The sequence below is a fragment of the Winogradskyella ouciana genome, from assembly GCF_009709615.1.
GTDB lineage: Bacteria > Bacteroidota > Bacteroidia > Flavobacteriales > Flavobacteriaceae > Winogradskyella > Winogradskyella ouciana.
In genome coordinates, this window is record NZ_WJYA01000004.1 from 508,520 (window position 1) to 528,035 (window position 19,516).

Annotated in this window: 15 protein-coding genes and 1 tRNA gene; 10 read left to right on the top strand and 6 right to left on the bottom strand. The window is 35.0% G+C overall.

From position 1 onward, the window contains the following. Positions 1–75 precede the first annotated feature (75 nt). From F1003_RS06215 to F1003_RS06230, 4 genes are all read left to right on the top strand, one after another. Positions 76–528: a GatB/YqeY domain-containing protein gene (locus tag F1003_RS06215; protein ID WP_155088343.1), complete on the top strand. Its 453-nt coding sequence runs from the start codon at positions 76–78 to the stop codon at positions 526–528. Between the two features lie 13 nt (positions 529–541). Next, positions 542–618 (top strand) — tRNA-Arg (locus F1003_RS06220). Positions 619–673: 55 nt separating this feature from the next. Continuing rightward, positions 674–1,540, top strand: coding sequence for a zinc-dependent peptidase (locus F1003_RS06225; RefSeq protein WP_155088344.1), 867 nt, complete (start codon positions 674–676; stop codon positions 1,538–1,540). Between the two features lie 49 nt (positions 1,541–1,589). Next, complete coding sequence (locus F1003_RS06230; protein WP_155088345.1) at positions 1,590–2,531, top strand: UDP-glucuronic acid decarboxylase family protein; 942 nt, start codon at positions 1,590–1,592, stop codon at positions 2,529–2,531. Positions 2,532–2,620: 89 nt separating this feature from the next. Here F1003_RS06230 and F1003_RS06235 read toward each other — a convergent pair whose 3' ends face one another. The 6 genes from F1003_RS06235 to F1003_RS06255 all read right to left on the bottom strand — a co-directional run bounded on the left by F1003_RS06235 (position 2,621) and on the right by F1003_RS06255 (position 11,348). Continuing rightward, positions 2,621–3,187, bottom strand: a complete 567-nt coding sequence (locus tag F1003_RS06235; protein WP_155088346.1) for a hypothetical protein — start codon at positions 3,185–3,187, stop codon at positions 2,621–2,623. A gap of 88 nt (positions 3,188–3,275) precedes the next feature. Next, on the bottom strand, positions 3,276–4,340 hold the full coding sequence (locus F1003_RS06240) for a nucleotidyltransferase family protein (RefSeq protein ID WP_155088347.1): 1,065 nt from the start codon (positions 4,338–4,340) through the stop codon (positions 3,276–3,278). Between the two features lie 35 nt (positions 4,341–4,375). Then, on the bottom strand, positions 4,376–5,512 hold the full coding sequence (locus tag F1003_RS06245) for a hypothetical protein (RefSeq protein WP_155088348.1): 1,137 nt from the start codon (positions 5,510–5,512) through the stop codon (positions 4,376–4,378). A gap of 14 nt (positions 5,513–5,526) precedes the next feature. Then, a complete protein-coding gene (locus F1003_RS16815; protein ID WP_202913882.1) occupies positions 5,527–5,688 on the bottom strand; it encodes a hypothetical protein in 162 nt (53 codons plus the stop codon). A 199-nt stretch (positions 5,689–5,887) separates the two neighbouring features. After that, entirely contained in the window at positions 5,888–8,119 is a 2,232-nt protein-coding gene (locus F1003_RS06250) for a DUF8693 domain-containing protein (protein WP_155088349.1), read from the bottom strand. 151 nt (positions 8,120–8,270) lie between these two features. Continuing rightward, the gene (locus tag F1003_RS06255; RefSeq protein WP_155088350.1) at positions 8,271–11,348 is read right to left on the bottom strand and encodes a DUF8693 domain-containing protein; all 3,078 of its coding nucleotides are present in this window, start codon (positions 11,346–11,348) and stop codon (positions 8,271–8,273) included. A 474-nt stretch (positions 11,349–11,822) separates the two neighbouring features. On the opposite strand from F1003_RS06255, the gene F1003_RS06260 reads away from it, so the two are divergent. The 6 genes from F1003_RS06260 (at position 11,823) to F1003_RS06285 (ending at position 19,513) form a co-directional block, all read left to right on the top strand. Then, positions 11,823–12,206: an HU family DNA-binding protein gene (locus tag F1003_RS06260; protein WP_155088351.1), complete on the top strand. Its 384-nt coding sequence runs from the start codon at positions 11,823–11,825 to the stop codon at positions 12,204–12,206. Between the two features lie 1,171 nt (positions 12,207–13,377). Then, a complete protein-coding gene (locus F1003_RS06265; RefSeq protein ID WP_155088352.1) occupies positions 13,378–14,808 on the top strand; it encodes a lipopolysaccharide biosynthesis protein in 1,431 nt (476 codons plus the stop codon). A gap of 96 nt (positions 14,809–14,904) precedes the next feature. Continuing rightward, positions 14,905–15,948, top strand: a complete 1,044-nt coding sequence (locus F1003_RS06270; RefSeq protein WP_155088353.1) for a putative nucleotide-diphospho-sugar transferase — start codon at positions 14,905–14,907, stop codon at positions 15,946–15,948. An 87-nt stretch (positions 15,949–16,035) separates the two neighbouring features. Next, positions 16,036–17,472 (top strand): MBOAT family O-acyltransferase, encoded by a 1,437-nt coding sequence (locus tag F1003_RS06275; protein WP_155088354.1) that lies wholly within the window; start codon positions 16,036–16,038, stop codon positions 17,470–17,472. Between the two features lie 2 nt (positions 17,473–17,474). Beyond that, positions 17,475–18,383, top strand: coding sequence for a hypothetical protein (locus F1003_RS06280; RefSeq protein ID WP_155088355.1), 909 nt, complete (start codon positions 17,475–17,477; stop codon positions 18,381–18,383). Then, the gene (locus F1003_RS06285) at positions 18,380–19,513 is read left to right on the top strand and encodes a glycosyltransferase family 4 protein (RefSeq protein ID WP_155088356.1); all 1,134 of its coding nucleotides are present in this window, start codon (positions 18,380–18,382) and stop codon (positions 19,511–19,513) included. Before F1003_RS06280 ends, F1003_RS06285 begins: the two co-directional genes overlap by 4 nt. Positions 19,514–19,516 lie beyond the last annotated feature (3 nt).

The following is a 19,516-nucleotide window of genomic DNA, read 5'->3' on the forward strand; positions in this document are numbered from 1 at the left end:
GTTTTTCTTTAGTGTTGAATTCTAAACCATGCTTATCTTTTTAGTATCTTCGCACATCTATTTAATTAAGTTAATATGAGCTTACAAAATGATATTATGGCTGCTATGAAGACAGCTATGAAAGAAAAGGATAAAGTAGCTTTAGAAGCTTTAAGAGCGGTTAAATCGGCTATTTTATTGGCTAAAACATCTTCGGGTGGTAATGAAGAACTTACCGAGGAAGAAGAGCTTAAGATTCTCCAAAAATTAGTGAAGCAACGTAAAGATAGTGCTGCTATTTATTTAGAACAGGACAGAAAGGACTTGGCTTTGCCAGAGATTGACCAAGCAGAAGTGATTAGTCAATTTTTACCTGAGGCATTAAGTGAGGAAGAAATCGAAAAGGTCGTAGTAATGACCATTGATGACATTGGTGCAGAGGGTATGAAAGATATGGGCAAGGTGATGGGAATAGTAAATAAGGAGCTCTCAGGTAGAGCAGATGGGAAAACAATTTCAACTATTGTCAAAGCTAAGCTAATGTCATAGCACATAAAATATTGGCTGCGTAGTTCAATTGGATAGAATATCAGATTTCGGCTCTGAGGGTTAGGGGTTCGAGTCCCTTCGCAGTCACCATAATAATTAGACCACGCTTTAAGGCGTGGTTTTTAATTTCTTTCTATATTTAACCATGATCTTAATCTACCTTCAGGAGACGCAAGCACCTACAATGAATCCTACTTTAAAATTGATTTTTACAATCACATTTTTTGTAGGTATGGCTTCAGTCGTTCTAAGCAGATTCTACATTTATTTTGAACAAGCCTATGCCTTAAAATACAAGAGGCCTTTTTTTAAAAATACGATTGTATTTAAAAAAGAACTTAGTGACACCCAAATAAGACTTCTAGAAAGCGAATTTTCTTTCTACAGAAGACTGAATACAAAAGATAAGGCCATATTTAGGCATCGATTGGCCACATTTATAAAACAAAAGCAATTTATTGGTAGAGATGGTTTAGTACCTAATAATGAAATGAAGACTTTATTATCTGCTACAGCTATTATGTTAACATTCGGTTTTAGGGATTACCTTATAGAACTAATAGAAATGGTTATCATATATCCTAAAGCCTATTTCTCGGAAATAAATAAAACGTATCATAAAGGGGAAACCAATCCACTTATGAAGGCTATTGTTTTTTCTTGGGAAGACTTTAAAAAGGGTTATCATATTGGTGATGATAATTTAAATTTAGGCATCCATGAATTTGGGCACGCTATTCATTTAAATGCTTATAGTAATAATGACGTAAGTAGTTTAATATTTAATGAAGGTTTTAAGGAACTTACCAATTACTTGCAAAATCATAAAGTTGTGAGAGAAAACCTAATTGCTTCAAAATATTTTAGAGCTTATGCCTATACGAATCATTATGAGTTTTTTGCGGTTCTGTTAGAAAATTTCATTGAAACACCACAAGAATTTAAGTCACAATTTCCTAAACTTTATAATTACATGAGGCAGATGCTCAATTTTAAATATGCAGGTTATTAAATTGCTTAAAATAAAATCTTATTTTTGAGCATTCATTATACAGGTTTACATGAAAAAAATATTGGTAACTGGAGGTGCGGGATTTGTAGGTTCTCATCTTTGCGAACGTCTGCTCAAAGAAGGTAATGAAGTCATCTGTTTAGATAACTATTTCACAGGCTCGAAACGCAATATAGAGCATTTAATGGACCACCATTATTTTGAATTGGTACGACACGATATCACCAATCCTTATATGGTAGAGGTCGATGAAATTTATAATTTGGCATGTCCAGCATCGCCTGTGCATTATCAATATAACCCAATAAAAACGGTAAAAACTTCGGTGATGGGTGCCATAAATATGTTAGGTCTGGCTAAACGTGTTAAGGCAAAGATATTACAGGCTTCAACAAGTGAAGTTTATGGAGATCCCAATGTGCACCCTCAACCAGAGAGTTATTGGGGAAATGTGAACCCTATAGGGTTACGCTCTTGTTATGACGAAGGCAAACGCTGCGCGGAAACCTTGTTTATGGATTATCACAATCAAAATAATGTTGATATAAAAATCATTAGAATTTTCAATACTTATGGACCAAGAATGCACCCTCAAGATGGTAGGGTGGTATCTAATTTTATTGTACAAGCGTTAACGGGTAAGGATATTACCATTTTTGGTGATGGTACCCAAACAAGAAGTTTTCAATATGTAGATGACCTAATTGAGGGCACTATACGTATGATGGGTTCTAGATCTGGATTTACAGGGCCAGTTAATATTGGTAACCCTGTAGAGTTTACAATGTTGCAATTAGCTAACGAAGTTGTAGAACTAACGGGCTCAAAATCTAAAATAACATATTTGCCCTTACCGCAAGACGACCCAATGCAACGTCAACCAGACATTAGCTTGGCTAGAAAAGAATTAAATAACTGGGCACCAAAAGTGCCATTGAAAGAAGGTCTTAAATATACCATCGATTATTTTGAAAAACTCTTATCAAAATAAATGGGTAAATCAAATGACTTTACCATATGTAATAAAAAAGAAAAAGCCTCATTTAATAATGAGGCTTTTTTATTATTAGTTATATAAATTTATAATGCAAAAATAACCTGTAAATGTGTTTGATAATGGTTATTGTCTAAACCACTTTCTTTATGGTTTAGAGCGAACTTTCCAATAACTTGCCCTCTAATACCTATGGTTTGTCTTCTATTTAGCCAGACTAGAACTCCTCCACCTAAATTGGCTGATACATTCGTGTTATCTATAGAGAAAAAACCTACACCTGCATTACCATAAAAATCGAGCCAATCAGCGTCTGGAAAAATATGCTTGCCAAAATAGTATTTTACATGGGTGTCAAATGATGTATAGGTATAATCTTGTTTAAGATCAGCTCCATCAATTTCGTCATCTTCTGAAAATTTATTTACAGTAAATGCTTGTTCTATTGAAAACCCTGTAGTCCAACCAACTTCAACCGCTAAGGATATAGGAATACCATTCGCCCAATCTCCTGGTCTGTAAATTGGAGATTGTGACCCCAAGCTGTTAATTGCGTTTAATCCAACACTGGCAAACCACTCGTTATCACTCTTCTGTGCGTTGGAGGATAAACTAAAAGAAACTAATATTAGTAATAAAGTTAATTTTTTCATGTTAAGTTCAATTTATTCAAAGGTAAACTTTATCAAATATAAAACAAATAATGATGTAAAGTTATTAAGGGTAAATATAATAAAATCATTAAGAATTACTTAAAAATGATTTAATACGGTTATAAATTCTTTCTTTATCGTTAATAATGGCCTTTCTATAGTCTTTATTTTTTAAAAAAAATAAGGTTCTCCCAAATAGCAATAAAGACGAGTCGATGATCTTTAGCAACGTATTCCAAAATTTATAAAAGCTAATATGAGTTAATTTGAACAGATAAAATGAGGTTAAAAAACTTTCTTTAGACTTTGTAAGAACTTTAATATCGTTAAAAAACAGCCCTGATACATTGAAGTATTTTCTGTAAATCTTATTATTATAGTCCGAGGGATTAAAATGTTTACCCCTCAATAATATTAGGGTATCGTATGCAGAACGGAAACTGATACTATTAAACCAACTACCTTTATCGTTAATTTGATAGTTAAGAATATTGTGTCTTAATAGATGAGCCCTTGATGGAATTGAGATTTTATTTTTGTACTGTTTCTTTTTGAGAATATTAGAGGTTGCAAGATAGGAGTCTTTGTAGGTAACAAATAACGTTTTATGCAACTCAACGGCACAAATGTGATGTTCTGTTTTCAACCTAGGCAAATGTTTGTGTTCAAAAAAATCAAAACCGAGCGTCTGCTCAGTGGGCGAATATGCTTTCGTTTTTAGCAAGTCAAAAGCAAGGTCTAATTGGTCTGTGGCAACAAGAATGTCAATATCGCCAATCATGCGTTCAGCAATGTCATCATAACAATCTAAAGCTAAAAGTGCTGCACCTTTCAAAAAAGCATGCTCAATATTGTGCTTATTGAACCATTCTGTAATGATATTAATTTGATCGAGAATTGCTGAGTTTCTTTCTCTGTTTAATTCAGTAATTTCTTCTAAATATTCATTTAAATCATTAGGTAGAATATGAAGAAGTTCTTTCGATTGTAATCGACAATATAAAGCTGGTAAAACAAGATGTCTACTACCTTCCGAAACTATAGCATCCCAATTAAAGGATGAATGACTGAGAAGTTGCTCTAATTCAGAATTAGAAGTTTCAAAACTCAGGATATCAGCTATGTTTTGATATGTTACGGCTAGATTACCCATTTAATTTTGAATTATATACCCAAATATAAGTATTATTAATTGCTCTTGAATTCATTAAAAATTGTCGAAAGCTCAGTAATAACACTATCGGTGTCACTATAGGTTAGTTGATATAAGTGGACAGTTTTTAACCAATCTAAAAATTGTTCAGCATGCAGTGGGTGGCGAGATAGCCAGGAATCAGGTATAAGAGTTTCTAAAATGGTCTTAATTGAAGCAGGTTCTACATTCGTTTTGGCATCAGCCTCGTAATTGACCATGATTATGGCCTTACAAGGATAGTTGTCCTTTTTAGGATGATCGCATGGTAAATACCTTAGTGGGCCTTTGTTTTTATTGAAAACGGTAATAGGTAAATTCTCAAAATCCGTTATCAAGGGTTGTAATACACTAAATGCGCCTTCCTTTATTGAAATTGCCGATGGGTTATGATAAATATGACCATCTTTAGCAAGCATTGGTGAGACATCATCAGCTAATAATTCATAACCATTTGCAGACAATAGCGCACATAAGGTGCTTTTTCCTTTCCCAGAATTACCAATAAATAAGATGGTGTTGGTACCATCAGAGATTGTAGATCCATGAAAAGTGCCTACCCAGTCAGACTCTTTTTTATCGTGCATTACACAGAGCAATTGCATAATAAATTTACCTTGTAGTAAATGATAATCGCGTTGAGGTACAGATGTAATTAATTGTTGGTTTTTAAATAATGATAATTGCCCCTTATTTAAATAGATGTCAAAGGTGATTTGAGCGTCTATATTGTTTTTATTAATCTCGAGATGAGCTAGGGCAGGGTGAATGGTGTTTTTAACCAATTCAGTATCATAGTTAACCGTTATCAGCTTATCATTTACACTATAATACTTTGTTATATTACTGTTGCTGTGGTTAAACTCAGCGCTATCTTCTAAAGATGAAGTGTTACTTGCGTTGCAGCTTTCTAAATAGGTTTTAAGGTTGTTGGTAATGGTAATGAGATTAGAAACATGCTCAACAGAAGAAATTTTAGACCCAAATTCATCTAAAGAATTGGATTTTAAATAAAGATCTAAAAGGGATTTAAACTCAGATTTAACTATACTATAGTTATTGGATGTTGAGTACCACAATACCCAATACTGACCAAACAACCGTTGATATGTTGGTGCTAAGTCGTTATTCAAAATTTAAAAGAAAATTAATCGAAGGGGTTTCCTCCTGGATCTGGGGGAGAAGATGATTGTGCTTTAAGTGGATTTAAAATCACAAAAGTTCCTACAGCTGTTAATGCAGCATACTTACCCATCTTTTTAATGGCATCTTTACGTGTGATTTTATCTGTATGGTTATCTTTCTTCATGGCAGTAGCCTAAATATTTAAATCAAAAATAATAAAATAATTTATTTATAAAGCCATAATCTCAAAAGGATTATGATAAAAAAACTAACTTAAGTATAAAAAACGAGATTTTATCAAAAATACAAATTTAATACACGGTATTACAGTGAAAAAACCTCGTTTCCTTATAGTTGTATACGCAAAACTACTACGCTTGGTTTTAGTTTAATATTATTTTTTCAGTTTTACTTGTACGGTCATTAGATAATTCTACTATATAAACACCAGTACCCAATTCGCTTGCAGCAATGGTGTGTAGTGTTGTAGTGGTATCTAACTGTTGAGAACGCACCAAACGCCCTTGTATATCATAAATATTGGCAATGGTATGCTCTACGAGTTGTCCCGAAATAACAATACTGCGTTGCGCCTGATTGGTATAAATCGTTAAATCATCAGAGCTATTTTCAACGGTTGATAAGGAGCTGTCAGAAAATCTTAAATAGAATCTTCCAGTCCCGATCAATTCAGTCGCTGGTGTAAGTACATAATCACCTGAACTTAGCAATGTTGATGTTGAGGCTACAGTATCATCTAAATACACTTCAACGGTACTTGGTAATGTGTTGGTTGATACACTAAAGGTGAGCTGCTCTCCTTGGTTAGCATTAACACCTAAGGCAACCGTAGTATCACCAAAATCCATATCACCTAGGGCCTGTATAATAAATGGCGTTCCGTCATTGTCTTCCACAAGAAGCGAATAGATTGAAAATGGAGGGGCAGTACCACCAAATATGGCAGCATCGTAACCTGGATCCAATCCTAAACTTGCATTCGCATTAAAATAAAAGTCCGTGACAGCGCCATCAGTTGCCGTTGTCAATTGAAGTTCTAAATTAATAAGGGAACCACCACGCCCAACAATGAAATCATCATCGGTTCCTGTGGTACGTATAGCAGGCGTAAATTCTACATCGTAAGCTGCAACGTCAGAAGGATCAGCACTTACCAAAAATCCTTGGCCAGGTGCTATTACTGTGGTAGGTAGCGTAGTTGCTAAATTATAAACCGTATAACTATTGGTATTGTTATTAACATCACCATCATAGCCATAGATTGCAGCCGTATCTGGCTGAAATAAATCTATGTTTCTAACACCAGTATCAACCTCATGCTCCAAGAAGTCTCGAGCCAAGATATAAGAAGGATATGGATTACCTATTAAATTCCAGTCTGCTTGCGTAGGACCTGAGTTTACAATATTATAACTCTCGCTAACTGTTATTACTGTACCGGAAAAAGTAAGTGTAGAAGTATCGTTTGTAGCAGCTCTATACCCAAGACGAGCATCTAATACTGTAGCTGCATTTGTTGTGGTAAAGTAATTTTCGTATGCTCCTGTGGTTTTATCAAATGGTGCAAAAGCTTTTTCTGTAGCATCACCAGGATTTTCCAACAGATTAGGGTTCGCTGTAGCAAAATCACCAAAAGTTTGCCCAGAAACAGGAGGAGATATTAAATCGTTATCGCCAATAGCATTGGTGTCTCCTAATGTGGAGTTGCCATTAACATGCCTTTCGTAACTTACAGTACCCGTAATCGTACCTTCTGGTATTAGGCTAGAATAGCTTGTAGAAGTAGATTCTAGTGTTATGGTGCCATTGTTAACGATAGCATTGGTAACAGTTAGGGCATTGCCTGCAGTTATTGAGACTTGTCCACCAGTATTCACGGTTAGCGATTTAAGGGTAATTGTACCATCAATTTCTAAAGTTGCACCATTCTCAACAGTAACATCGCTACTAGACAAATCACTTTGAAGTACGAGCGTTCCTCCAGAAACTGTTGTTGTTCCTGTATAAGTATTACTTCCGGAAATAGTCAATATGTTAGAGCCAACCTTACTGACATTACCAGAACCAGACATTGTACCACTTACGGAAATTTGACCACTTCCAAGATTACCAAATTCTACGGTATTAGCATTAATAAATATGTTATCCGTAAAAGTTAAACCACCAGTTGAATTAGCATGCAATTGTACTGTAGCCCCATCAATACCTATTGGAGTATTGAAGGTATGTGTTGCGCTTGAAGCATTGTAAATACCTCCCGAAGCGGATAAACCACCTCCACTGTTATTTATGGTTCTTGCTGAAGTAGCACCAGCTTCAAAATCTAGGGTGTTAACTTGATAGAACCTAACATTTGTAGTCATTGTAGTATTGCTATTATGACCTATTTTAACAAAGTTTCTAACCGTATTTCCATTATCTGGATCTCCTTGATTATTATTATCTGTTTGATAAAACCAAGGTAATTGACCATCTCCAAAATTCCCTGTAGTAACGTCACTTCTGCTGAAAACATTTTGTTGAGCTTTGACAGTGCCTCCTGTAAAAGCATATACAAATGCGATAAGCATAATTATTGAGTAATATTTTGTCATAATATAAGTAGTTTTAATTGATTTGAATATTTATTCGTAATGTTTATGATGGATAAAAATAGTGAAAAATACCCAATATTAACATATAAAAAAGTGGACAATACCAATAGCCCACTTTTCAACCGTATGAATTATTCTAAACTAAAGTATCTTAATTTAAGATCACTTTTTGTGATTTACTCGCAGTGTTATTACTAACTTTTACAACATAGATACCAGTACTTAAATCACTAATGTTAATGCGTTGTGTTCTTAATGCCGTATCTAAATCAGTACTGAGCACTTGTCTTCCTTGAAGGTCATAAATATGTGCCACAGAAGATTCTGGTAATTCTCCAGATATAACAACAGTTTTCTCAGTTCTATTGGTAAAAATGTCTATTTGGTCAAAAATAGCAGTTGGTGCAGATAAGGCGCTATCACCTAGTCGCAAGTAAAAACGCCCCGTGCCATTAAGATCTACGGAAGGTGTTACCGTATAATCATTAGAGTTTAATAATGTAGAAGTGTTGGCTACGTTATCATCTAGATACACATCGATACCATTAGGTAAAGTACTTGTATCAATGCTAAAAGTAATTTCTTCTCCTTGGTTAGCGTTAACCCCTAATGGAATGGTAACGTCTAACATATCTTCCAAACTCAAGGAATTTATGGCCATACTTCTACCTGTATTATCTTCTACCAAATGAGAATATAACAAGTGTTCAGAAGTAAAGGCATCTAAAGTAGCTGCATCAAATCCTGGGTCTAGACCTCGGGTAGAATTATCATTAAAATAAAAACTTGTCGTTTCACTGGTCGTACCATTCAATTTCAGTTTCAAGTGGTGATTTGTACTGTTTCTTCCTTCAATAAAATCATCATCACCTGTTGTAGTACGCATATCGGCTGGGAAACCAGAGTTACCCGCAAAAACAACTGTACCAGCATTACCAGAAAGATCTCCTGTGTCTGCTGCCACAAAAAAGGCTTGACCAGGTGCAATGTTCAGCGTGTTATTGGATGTGCCGTTAATTATAGTAAAATTACCTGTAGTTTGGTCACTACCAGAGTAAGTACCGCTGTTATAGCCGTATATGGCTATTGCAGTAGGGTCTAAAATAGATCCATTGGTGCTCAACCAAGCTTGTGCATCTACATAACTGGCAAAAGGGTTACCTATTAAGTTCCACTGCGAGCCTCCTGCCACAGGATTGGTGAGCATAATAGTCTGGTTGGCTTGCAAAGCATCACCTGTAAACGTTAGGGTTTCACCTGTAGTCGTGGCAACTCTATAGCCTTTGGCAACTACAAGAGCATCTGTACTATTAGAATCATAATTTTCATAATCTGGTACAGGAGTCTCATTGTTATACGGGCCAAATGCATAAGTGGTGGCTATGGTTGTTTGTGAGGCCAATTTAGTAGCATTAGTTGGACTTCCAAGCGTTAAAAACGTATCAAAAGTCAACCCGCCAGAAGGAAATAAAGGCAAGGAAATTAAATCGTTGCCACCGGTACCAGTAGCACCGGTACCTACTTCACTTACAAAACGATTATAGGCAATGCTACTATTTATTGAACCATTACTGATGAGATTAGCAAAACCTCTTGAGTCAGACTCTAATGTGATAGTGTTGGCATTTAAAGTTGTGCTTGTAGGTACAATTACAGAGGCTGCAGGATTTACAAGAACATCATTTAACTCAGTGGTTCCTGAAACAGTATATTCGCCATTCACTATCAAAGCGTCAGACGATCCTGTTGTGCCATCTGGTGCAGATGGTGTCCATGTCGCATTCGCATAAGTTAAACCACTATATAATCCTTCAACTCTAAAGTTATCTAATGCACCATAGTCACTACCACCATTTTGTCTAACCGAAACTACTAGACGTATACTTGTAGTACCAGGAGTTACATTTATTTCAATAGTGCCATCCGCATTTAGATTGCTAAAGCCATCAACAAAAACGACTTCACCTTGGGATATATTATCTTCAAATAACTCATACTTCATATCATCATCGCTGTCAAACCCATCTACTTCATAATCAAACCTCACAACGACATTAGATAAACCAGCAACATATAAGGTTTTAAAATCAATTGAACCGAAGCCACTCGTACCATTAGTGCTTTCTAAATCTTGAATACCAAAAAAGTTAATGCCATCACTTGGTATTGTGCCAAAAGAGTTAAAAGTGTTGTCTACTACACTCCAAACAGCACCTGGCTCCTCGAATGTAGCTGGGTTGGTAGTATAATTCCATGAATCAGCCCCTTCAAAACTTTGAAACGCCACAGTGGTAACAGGTGGGGCAACTTCGTCATCTATAATGGTTACCGTATGCGTCGCCTGAGAAATCACTAAACCAGTGACTGAACTGGTCTCCGTAATAGTCAGTTCTACCGTTTCATCGTCAAAATCGGCATCGTCGTTAATATCTATAGTAATATTTTGGGTGCCATCAGCAGTAAACGACAAGGAAGTTGGCGAAGTGAAACTATAATCTCCAGCTTCAGCTGTACCACCGGTCACATTGACATCGATATCAATTTGATTACCATCGTAATTGCTTACAGTAATAGGTATGTTTGAGCTTGTAAACGTAGTATTGGTTTCATTTTCTGTGCTTGTAGCAGAATCAAAGCCTATTGTTGGATTTGAGCCACCACCAACACTGGTTACTGTAAATTGAGAAATATCATAGCCATTTCCTGATCCATTCTCAGAAAACTCAAAACCAACCTCTAATGTAGAAGCGCCAGACACATCTAAACCAACAATAGAATAATTTACTGGGTTGCCATTACTTGTAACACCTATCGATGTTTCAACCCTTGTGCCACCATCCAAAATATAGAAATAAGTAAAATCACCATCATTTGCGCCAGAATTCACACCAGTTGCTGAGATATCAACAGTTGAGGTGCCAGAGACATCGATTGCTTGACTAGTAAAAATACCTTGACCTCCCCAATCATCACTTTGTAGCTCTCCGCCAACCACTTCAAATGTGTTAGATGTGCCATCGGTTGCAGGAGTATTTACATAAGATAAAGTCCATGCATTTGGTGCTAAACCAAATGGACCAGCAGAAGCTGGACCTGCAGCTGGAGGGGATGAGGTCGTGTGGGCAGGAAACCCATCACCATCATTCGAGAAGTCGGCATCATATATGGTCTGCCCAAAACCAAAGCTAGTAAATAAAATGGCAACTAAAAAAGTGTAAAAATGTCTCATGTGTGTTCTAAATATTTATTGTTTTACTATAACAGAAAATATTCAGTTAAGGATATGAGTGTAGAAAAGGGGAAACAAATATAATAAAACTATACATGGTTTTGATATTTACATATTAACAAAGCGTTAATGGAAGTGAATTTAACAATTAGAGCATAACACTAAAATAATGCCCTTTGTTTTAGGGAATTACTCATAGCATTATAAAAAATAGGCGCACGCATAATTAAATTTTCAACATTATAAACATTGAGTCGCTACTTGTAATAGCTGCTATTTTAAAACGAAAAAACTTAATATGTTGTAAATCAGAAATATACGCTTGTTTTTTTATAAAAAAATACACTCAGATTCTGTTAAAAAGTTTGTTTTATAAAACGAAATGTTGGTTGCATCTTTGTAACTGTCAGTTAGGCACTTAGCCTTAGTGTACTATGACAAACAACTTTTATTAATTTAAATTTTAAAATGCCTATGGCAGTAAAATTTCAGGCGCAAGCCAAACGAAACCCTCAGGATATTACATTGCCTGAGAAGTACTACGCAGCAGCGATAGCTGATGGCGAAGTAGATTTAGACATGCTCGCAGAGCAAATCGCGTACGAGTGTACGGTAACCGAATCAGATTGTTATGCCGTGTTGCTCTCATTAGAGCGTAACATCATTCAATCCTTAGATGCTGGTCGTATTGTTAGACTCGGACGCTTAGGTAATTTTCAGGTCGGTCTTAGCTCAGAAGGAGTGGACACTGAAGAAGAAGTAAACGCTAGTTTAATTACAAAATCGCGTATTTTGTTTAGACCAGGCAAACGTTTACGACAATTATTGACAAATTTGTCATATAAAAAAGCGAGTTAGGATCCGTTTTTTTAATTAGCCTAGAGCTATGTTGGCCTTGAGTGTTTCTTACCGCTCAAGGCCTTTTTTTTGTGTCATTCAGAGGGAACGCAGAGACCGAAGAATCTCATCGAACCATAAGCAAAAGATTCTTCGCTATGCTCAGAATGACAATCTCCTTATCATCCCAACAAACCACAGCCACCTGTCATTCCGACAAAGAACAGTGTCGTTTGTCATTCAGAAGAAACCCAGTATCGTTTGTCATTCGAAAGAAATACAGTATCGCTTGTCATTCAGAGGGAACGCAGAGACCGAAGAATCTAGCACATAAAAAAAGAGATTCTTCGCTATGCTCAGAATGACATTCCGCCTGTAATTGACTACGCCGACCACGAAGTGCCGACTATCTTCGATTTTAGATGAAACACAGTTTTTGTCATTCAGTAGGGAACGTAGAGACCGAAGAATCTCTTAGAACACGTACTAAAAGTCGCGCAACGTCCACTAAAAACCTCATCAACATCCAAGCAAAAGTACCGCAACCTCCAAGTCAAAGCTCAGCACCTTAGCACCAAAAGTTCAGCACCTTTTTAAGGATACTATGCGCAATGGTTGTTAACAGCATGATTTTTAGGTTTCGGCCTCAGATTATTTTACGTAAAAAATGAATTGAAGCGAAGGATTAAGTCAAAAATGTTGAAGCACAAAGCTAAAATCACTTAATAATGTAAGCAATATATTCTAAAATCTTATTGTGTTACGGGATCATTATCTTTGCGCCGAAGCAAAAGAAATTTTTAGTAAAATCATCTGCAGTCTTGATTTTTTTGGTTCTTTTTTTTATCAAGGAACTGCGAAGCAATCATGAATAAAAAATGAACAAGACTAAAACCACAGTAGCTTTCGAATAGAACCGTAATCATGATTAAAAACAAATATAAACCACAAAAAAAAAGCCTAAAAAGCGAGTTAGGATCCCTGTTTTTTAGGCTAAAGCTATCTTGGCCTTGAGCGTTCTTACCCACTCAAATCGATAGTTGTATAATGCAAATGTACAATTTATAATAGACTTATTTGCTGGTGCTGGAGTGTTCTTACTTGGAAGGTGCTTCTTCTTTTCAATTTAAAACTGCTTTATATAATAATGCTTACAGAATTGTTTTAGATTTGCTGTTTAATAGAATAAAGTTTGAAAAAATCCTTAAAAAAACAAGTGTTTGGGGGCCTGGCCTGGCGTGGCGGTACTGATGTTATCCAACAGGTGCTTCAAATAGGATTTACGATTATTTTGGCACGTCTTCTAACCAAAGGTGATTTTGGACTGGTCGCTATGGCATTATTGGTGAATCGGTTTGTAAAAACCTTAACAAATATTGGGTTTGGTACAGCGATAATACAAAGTCAGACGGTTAATAAAGGACAGATTTCGGCTATTTTTTATATACAATTGGCTCTGAATAGCATACTTACAATTTTGGTGTATCTTGGTTCAGGGATGGCAGCACGATTCTTTGAAGAGCCTTCATTGGTGCCAATCATAGAAACCTTATCAATTGTTATATTCTTACAGACCTTTCAGTTTCCAAATATACTGTTACAGAAAAAAATGGATTTCAAAAGGTTCTCTATAGCAGAAATTATATCTATGATAGTTGCCAACGTTATTGCTGTGATCTTGGCAGTTCTTAATTTTGGGGTATGGGCATTAATTTGGAGATTGCTTATCCAACGATTTGCTTTTGGGGTTTTGTCATTTTATTATGGTAAATGGTTACCATCTAAACCAACTTTTAAAGGAATTAAACCACTTTTTAGCTTTGGGCTTAATATGTTGGGTAACAATATTTTCTATTTTTTTGCAGAAAATATGATTGGTCTTTTAACCGGTAAATATTTAGGCAAGGAAATTATGGGGCTATTTAATATTGCTTATAACTTAGCAATAGTGCCAGCGAGCAAGGTAAAAACAATTCTCACAATGGTTTTAACGTCTGGCTTTTCTCAAATTCAAGACCAACTAAAGCGTTTTAAGACGAATTATACTAAAGCTCTAAGAATGACATCGTTGATTTTTATACCACTCATGGCGGGTATGGCAGCTGTAGCAACCAATGCTATACCGGTAGTATATGGAGAAAAATGGAGCGAAGCGGGCTATTATTTAATGATATTGGCAGCTGTAGGATTGATAAGAGGGTTAGTACATATTTTGAGAAGTGCTTTAATTGCTAAAGGAAAAGCAAACATAATTTTTAAATCTGCTGTAGTTGAATTTTTAACGTCTATGCCGTTAATGGTCTTATTAATGCCAAATTATAGTATTTATGGTCTTATGGTTGGTTATTTAATCGGAGCATTCAGTTCTTGGTTTTACGTAGCGTATTACTATGACAGAACTTTAGGTGAAAGATTCTTAGCGGTTAACAGTATTAAAAGTCCGTTGCTCTTAGGTGTTCTAATGTTTATCCCGGTTTTTGGGATCAATTATCTCAATTTCAGTGCAATAGTGACTTTGGTGCTGCAATTGATTCTCGGAACAGGTGTTTTTATATGGTTTGCATTAAAATATAGCCCTGATATTATTACACTCATTCAGAACCGTAAGAAAAAACAACATTAATTGGAAATGGTTAATTTTTCTATTATTAGTAACCATTGCGATAATTCTTTTATTATATATTCGCCGTTATGTTTCACCTTCAACTAACACAAATAGATGACACTAGTAACTAGTTTATATGGAAATAAATACGCAAGCTTGTTAATGGTGTTTTTAGAGAGCTTGGAGTCGACGGGTAACACAAGCAAGATTATTGTGTTTTGGTCAGACATCGATAAAGAAATTTTTAACCCTATTGCAAATCATTATTCTTATGTAAGATTTATTGAAGTAAAACCCCAAAAAACCCTAGATCGTAGCTCTAATACAGCTTATTTATCATCTTTAAAGAGTGGTAAAATGCAATATTTAAACAATATCTATGAATTCTTGGAAAACGATGAAGATTTTGTTTTAATTGATTGCGATACTATTATCAATAACGATCTTAAATCTATCTATAATAATAATTTTGACGTAGCTTATACCCCTATGGATATACCTGGCTATCACTATCCTGTAAATATAGGAATATTGTGTTTTAGAAACAATGCAAAGACTAAGGCGCTAACGCAGCGAATGGAAGAACACGTTATACATTTATCTAAAAATGAGGACTTACATAAATTATCTGTATTAAAATATGGCGCTGCAGACCAAGCGGCGTTTTGTCGAATTATTAATTATAAATCGGATGACCATATAGATAATGATATGATGTTAAGTAATCTCAAAACTCTACAATTAGATGCGTCAGTTTATAACAATTTTAATAACCAGATTGATGTTGATAAAGTAAGTGTAATACACCTCAAAGGATCATGGCAAACCCTTATTTTTAAAGGGAGAGCAATAACAAGTATTGAAAGTAAAGGACTAAAGGCACTGCCAGTTTATAAATCTTTTATCGGCATATTTCTAAAAAGCTACTTTAAAGTCTTTAATGATTCAAATACTAAAAGACTGCAGAACAAATTGAATGTTAAAATTCCTTTTTACTTAAGAAAAAAGGAAGACCAGATAACATCTCATAAGACCTTGCTGGCAATCTATAATAGCATTGAGCGCTTATACCGGTTTGCTTATAATAAGAATTTAAAAATTGTATTTAAACCAATGCAATTAATATTGTTTAGAGATTATAGGTTTTGGTTAAAATAATATTTATCAGAAATATGCGTAAAAGTGCAATTATAGAAAAAGTTAAGATCAATATTTTATTAATGAGATAAACCATTAGGCTTTAATATGCTATTTAATTCCTTTGAATATTTATGGTTCTTGCCTACAGTGTTTTTGCTGTATTGGTTTGTTTTCAATAAAAATCTAAAGCTTCAAAACCTTTTTCTTTTAATTGTCAGTTATATATTTTATGGTTGGTGGGACTGGAGATTCTTAACCCTTATTGCCTTTAGTTCTTTAGTGGATTATAATATAGGGCTATTGTTGGCTAATGCCAAATTTAAGCATCGACGGAAACTGCTCTTAGCTATAAGTATTATGGTCAACCTTGGTCTTTTAGGGTATTTCAAATACTGTAATTTCTTTATAGAAAATTTTGTGGATATGTTTAATGCCTTTGGCATCAACTTACAAGTATCTACATTAAGAATTATTCTGCCTGTAGGGATAAGTTTTTATACCTTTCAGACCATGAGCTATACCATTGATGTGTATAGAGGGAAACTAAAGCCAACCAACAATGCCATTCAATTTTTTGCTTATGTGTCCTTTTTTCCGCAATTGGTAGCAGGACCTATTGAGCGCGCCGTAAATTTATTGCCGCAGTTTGAAAAGAAAAGACAATTTAATTATGAAAAAGCTTCTGATGGTGTGCGACAAATCATTTGGGGTTTATTTAAAAAGGTCGTTATCGCTGATAATTGTGCGGTATATGTTAACCAGATTTTTGATTCACCAGCTGACCATAACGGCTTGACCTTAGCTTTGGGCGCTGTATTATTTGCTTTTCAGATTTATGGGGATTTTTCAGGCTATTCAGATATTGCCATAGGTACAGCAAAACTATTTGGGTTTGATTTAATGAAAAATTTCGCAACGCCTTATTTCTCAAGAGATATTGCAGAATTTTGGCGCCGCTGGCATATTTCGCTTTCTACATGGTTTAGAGATTACCTGTATATACCTCTGGGTGGTAGTAGAGGAGGCATGTGGATGAAAGTTAGAAACACCTTCATTATCTTTTTAGTGAGTGGATTTTGGCATGGTGCCAATTGGACGTTCATTATATGGGGATTTTTAAACGCTCTTTATTTTTTGCCTTTATTATTTAGAAATAAAAATCGTCAGTATATTGAGGTAGTGGCTTCATCTTCTTATTTGCCTAGTTTTAAAGAATTAATGCTGATTATTAAAACGTTTATACTTACTACTCTGGCCTGGGTATTTTTTAGAGCAGATACCTTATCTTTAGCGGTTGAGTATATCGTATCAATTTTTAATCATGACAATGGTTTTATAGGGCCGATTCAGTTTATGAGGCTATTGCCTATATTATTGCTGTTTATAGTTTTTGATTGGATGCATCGTAACCAAACTGAATCTTTAATTTGCTCGCATGAATATAAGGTGTTAAATACCATATGGGTCCTATCCGTTGTAATTTTAATCCTATGGCTTGGGAATTTCTTTAATCCTCAAGAATTCATTTATTTTGATTTTTAATTATGAGACTAGGCATAAAAATTATATGCGGTATTTTAGCGGTTCTGGCCTTTGGTTGGTTAATGAATTATGTGGTTAAGACGATTGCCCTAAAAGATTTTAAAGTGCTTCCCAAAAAAGAAATTTTAGTATTTGGGGATTCGCACGCGGAATGCAGTTTTAAAGAAGAAGGTACAGCAATACAGAATTTTGGCGTAAGATCTGAAACTCCCAACTTAACATTATTAAAATATAAACAGTTAACGGATGAGAAAAGAAATAAAAATGTAATTATCACTTTGTCGCCACATAATCTGAGTAGTTGGCACAGGCAACGATTTTTTGTTAACGACTCCTCTGGTGCGACCTTGAGTAAATACTGGGCACTTTTGGATAACAACTATCTTTTAGATCATTATTCAACATTGCCTGCGAAAACAAGATTGCTATTGCATTTGAAAAAAATAACTGGAGCGCCAAATATTGAACCAACATTCAAAATTAAGAGCACATTTATAGGTGGTTATTATAGAGGTAAGGACACGAGTTTAGTGAATATTTCAGAAGCTAATAAAGCTATAAAAAGGCATTACGGTAAAAACGGATTAAATTGCGATAAACATATCCCAGCCTCTCAGTTACTAAAAGAGTATTATAAAGATTTAGTCTCGTATATCGTAAATCATAATTCCAGAGTTTACATTTTAGCTGTGCCACTAAATATAAATTATAGGAATCAAATATGTGATAAATCTTATGAGGAGTATGACCAGTTTTTGTTAGAGTTAAAAGCTGAATTTCCTGAAATAGATATAATGGATTATAGCGAGCTAGAACTGCCAGACCATTATTTTTTAAACCCCGACCATTTAAACAATGCGGGCGCATCATACTTCTCACAACTAATACAATCTAAAATACTGCACCAATGAAACTAGCCATTTTAGGACAAGCCTATCTACATGACCCAACGGCTAATGTTAATGGCACACTGGTTCAGCTACATAATTTAGCACACGCTTTCTCCAATCATGGCATAGAAGTGCATTATGTGTCTTTAACGAAGGATAAAGAAAAACCGACTTATGAATTAAATAATGGTATCCATTTCTATTGGATACAGTATTCTAGAGGTTTATTAGCATGGAAAAATGTTATGGCTTCTTACAAAAAAAAATTACTTGTTATAGCACCAGATGTAGTTTACGTAAGGGGAAGAAATGTTATGCAATACCTTGCCGGTAATTATGCGAGAGAATTGGATGCTAAATATGTCTGGAATACAAATGGTGATGATAGTGCCGAGTTTTGGAAAAATGTAAAACGCTTAAAGGCTTCAAATAAAACATGGATTAAAAAAATAATTCTTCTACCCTTAAAAGTCTATGAAGATTATTACATTAATGAAGGGATGAAGATGGTAGACCTTGTAATCAACCAATCCGAATGGCAAAAAAAGGAAACGAAAAAACGACTGAATAAAACTGGTGTAGTGTTGCCAAGTTATTTTTTACCTGTGGTAAATACCTTACCAAAAGAGAATGTGCTATTATGGATGGCAAACCTTTCTAGAGCAAAACAACCTAAGCGCTTTATAGATATTGTCGCTAAATTGGATATGCACAACTGGAAAGCGATTTTAGCTGGTGGTACCACAGATGATAAGTTTGAAAAAGAGGTAAAGGAATATGATCTTTCCCATGTAGTTGAGTTTGTTGGAAAAGTGCCATTTAAAGAGTCTTTTGTTTATTATCAAAAAGCTAAGATTTTTGTCAATACCAGTTTACCAGATGCTGATGGTTTACCAAACGCATATATCCAAAGTTGGTTAAGTGGTACGGTTACGGTTTCATTACATCATGATCCTAATAACTGGATGGATAAACACAACATTGGATATTGCGCGCATGGCGATTTCACCAAATTAGTGGAAAAATTAAAATACCTTATGCAACACCCAAAGGAACTCTCAGTGATGGGTAACAATGCCATAGAATTTGCAGAACAGAAGTTTTCAAGTCATACGATTATTGATGATTATGTAAACCTTCTCAAATCATAATTA